We start from the raw sequence: 3,050 nt of genomic DNA on the forward strand, positions 1-3,050 counted from the left end.
TCAAAGATAAAATTTCTTGCGAGAAATAAACGTGTATTTACTACAAAATTCGCAATCTTGCCAAACGCCTGTTAGCACCAGTATTTATTTTTTATTTATAATTTCTTCATTTCTTATTAGTGATCTTGAAGCGTCAAAATAGATTTCGGTTGCTTTATAATATTCACTAACTTCATTAATAAATCGATCGCATAATCCCGACAAAGACTGACGACTTATTTTTGGAATTTCAAAATAGTCATAAATTATATTGTATTCATCAGAAACATAAATAACTTTAAATGCGGTTTCACAACTCAAACCATTACCACTGAAACTTATTACTTTTCTTAAATCTCTATATCTTTTTTGATATTTTTTCCATTCCGTTTCAGGTTTTTCAAGTTTAAATAAAGCAAATCCCATTTTGTTATTGCCTTCTAAACTCACAGGATTTTTTTCGAGTATCTTTTGGCACTCTAATACTAACTTTTCATATTCTTTATTATTACTTAATGTTTGAAGTTCGTCTTCTCGTGGTTTATTTTTCAAATAATTTTCTTGAAATGAAAAGCCAAAATAAATAAGTGAATTTTCTTCTAAAGTTAGTGTCGTATCAAACTCGTTAAATCTTTTTATTAGTTTTGGATAATAAGTTTCTGAATTAACATTTTCGACTTTCATTTTAATCTCATCAAAATTTATTTTCAGTTCTTCTTGCGCAAAAGAAATTCCACTAAATATTAATAAAAAAATCGCTGTAAATATCTTATTTTTCATCGTTTCTGGTGATATTGGTGCTAACGTTCCGGCGCTTGGCGAGGTTGCGAACTTCGGAACCGATTATTTTCTATCAAAGATAAAATTTCTTACGAGAAATAGAAGTGTATTTACTACTAAATTCGCAATCTTGCCAAACGCCTGTTGTGTGTCAGCCAAAATTCGTATTAAGGATTTACATCATAAATCATTTCGTAATCGTGAGCAGTTACAAATATTGGTATTTCACTCCAATCCAGTTTTTCCTTAATTGCAATCTTTTTCGACTCTCTGAATAATTCTTGCAATCTTAAAATGATTAATAATTCGCAGACTTCACAAACTTTCTCTAATTCTTTATCATTATATTTTTCATTCTCCATATAATCTTGATAAACATTTTGCAAATCTTCAAATCCAGTAATTTTCAAACTGTTTTCTGTTGAATAATCAAAATCACCGAGCCAATCTAAATCTTCTAAACCTTCACACTTGTCAAATCCAAACAAATCTATAAACCATAAATCATAATTTATAGTAAATCCATTCATTTCAGAATAAATTGCTTTAAAGTCAAATTCATTTTTATAATTATCGTAAAATTCACTTATATAGTTCGTCAAATTATTTGTTAAATGAAATAAATTCTTTCCAATAATTTTATGAAAATCTGTTTTTTGAAGACTTTTTAAATGATTTTCTGCAATTTCTATAGCTTTATCAATTTCATTTTCTGCTACAAGTTGATATAATTTATCTGAAATTTCCATTTATATTTTTTAGTTTCTATTTTCGTTTAGTTTTCAAAATTGGTTGCACACAACGTTCCGGCGCTTGGCGAGGTTGCGAACTTCGGAACTGATTATTTTCTGTTAAAGATAAAATTTCTTGCGAAATGTAAACGTGTATTTACTACAAAATTCGCAATCTTGCCAAACGCCTGTTGTAGGCAGTTTTTATTTATCAATTTTTATAGTATCTAATAGATTTTTTAATCTTTCCAACAGTTCGTCATATAAGACAAACTCGATATCTTTTAGACTTTCTCTTAAATTTTTAAAGTGGTTTCGTTTCTTTTCAGTGTCTAATTGTTTTGTGTGACCAATTACAATTATAGCTCTCGGATTTATAATATTTACTTCCAAACCTTGTTCGGTATCGGTTTCTGTTTCGTCTTTTATGGCTTTTGCATAGCTTAAAGCATTTTCTTTGGATTTTTGAAGATAGTCTGAAACTTGTGCTATTACCATTGAAACATCTTTACTCCAAAACCAAGTTTTATGACTCTTATCATATTGAATCAAGTCTGTACCACTTTTTTTAAGTTCATAAAAATCAATATATCCATATATGTCAACTAAAACTAAATCAGGATATTTAGTGATTCCTGTTGCAATATTTTTATAATTTATTTTATGTACATATCTACTGTCAAATAATGTGATATACTCATCAAAAAATTTTTGCCACTCACTTTCAGCTGGATTCTCCTTTAGGAGTTTTTCATATTTTATTATTATTTCTTGTAAAGACAGTATTTGCGCATTTTTCATTAATCCCGCAGTCATCTTTTTAATAATGTGTCCAGCTTTAAATTTTCGAGTTGCTTTTACATAAAACTCACCTAATTTTTGTATTTCATCAGCAGTCAACTTTTCTATTAATTTATCATTTAGATTTCTTAATATCAAGTCTTTATTATTGTTTGTTTCAGAATGGTCAAAATTAACATCAGGAAAAATGTCAACGATAAGATTTTTGATAAGAATTTTTTTAGTGTCATTGCAAGCTCTTTGTTCTTGATTTATTGACTTTATTAATGATTCTATATCATCGTAATTAAGAATTAATTGGGTTTTATTTCTCGATGAAGATTTTGATTCGCTTAAAACTATTGTATCTATTTTATCATCGTTAAAATTATAACGTAGAAAATTATTTAAACTTCTTTCTGAAAAACCATAACCATATGGACTGATAAAGTTTGGAAATTGGTCTGAATTTTCAATTATGATTTTTTTTATTTTTTCACCATCATATTCATAATCAATATTTCCTTTAATGAAAGAATAAATCAAAACTTTCTCTTTTTTTTCATCCTCTTTGTTTTGTCTATATATTTTCTTTACAGACTTTGTTGATTCTTCAAACAAGATTAGCTTTTCCGTGTTTTTTATTTCTTTCATAATTGTGTTAGTTTTCACATTCGGCGGTAAAATTGCCTACAACGGGCCACGGCTTGCTGAAGTGGCGACTTCGTAAATTATTATTTGATGCTAAGATACAATTTCTTGCGAAATGTAAACGTGAAT

General features: G+C 27.9%; 3 protein-coding genes. All 3 read right to left on the bottom strand.

The features are described from left to right. Positions 1 to 84 precede the first annotated feature (84 nt). Entirely contained in the window at positions 85 to 759 is a 675-nt protein-coding gene (locus tag G6N05_RS15400; protein WP_166131837.1) for a DUF4919 domain-containing protein, read from the bottom strand. Positions 760 to 926: 167 nt separating this feature from the next. Then, positions 927 to 1,508, bottom strand: coding sequence for a hypothetical protein (locus G6N05_RS15405; RefSeq protein ID WP_166131840.1), 582 nt, complete (start codon positions 1,506 to 1,508; stop codon positions 927 to 929). Between the two features lie 186 nt (positions 1,509 to 1,694). Beyond that, positions 1,695 to 2,924: a Shedu immune nuclease family protein gene (locus G6N05_RS15410; protein ID WP_166131843.1), complete on the bottom strand. Its 1,230-nt coding sequence runs from the start codon at positions 2,922 to 2,924 to the stop codon at positions 1,695 to 1,697. Positions 2,925 to 3,050 lie beyond the last annotated feature (126 nt).

Source organism: Flavobacterium bernardetii, from assembly GCF_011305415.1.
Taxonomy (GTDB): domain Bacteria; phylum Bacteroidota; class Bacteroidia; order Flavobacteriales; family Flavobacteriaceae; genus Flavobacterium; species Flavobacterium bernardetii.

What these genes read in the sequence shown, in the direction of transcription:
- G6N05_RS15400 (WP_166131837.1), bottom strand. Translation starts at nt 759, where the DNA reads ATGAAAAATAAGATATTTACAGCGATTTTTTTATTAATATTTAGTGGA.
- G6N05_RS15405 (WP_166131840.1), bottom strand. Translation starts at nt 1,508, where the DNA reads ATGGAAATTTCAGATAAATTATATCAACTTGTAGCAGAAAATGAAATT.
- G6N05_RS15410 (WP_166131843.1), bottom strand. Translation starts at nt 2,924, where the DNA reads ATGAAAGAAATAAAAAACACGGAAAAGCTAATCTTGTTTGAAGAATCA.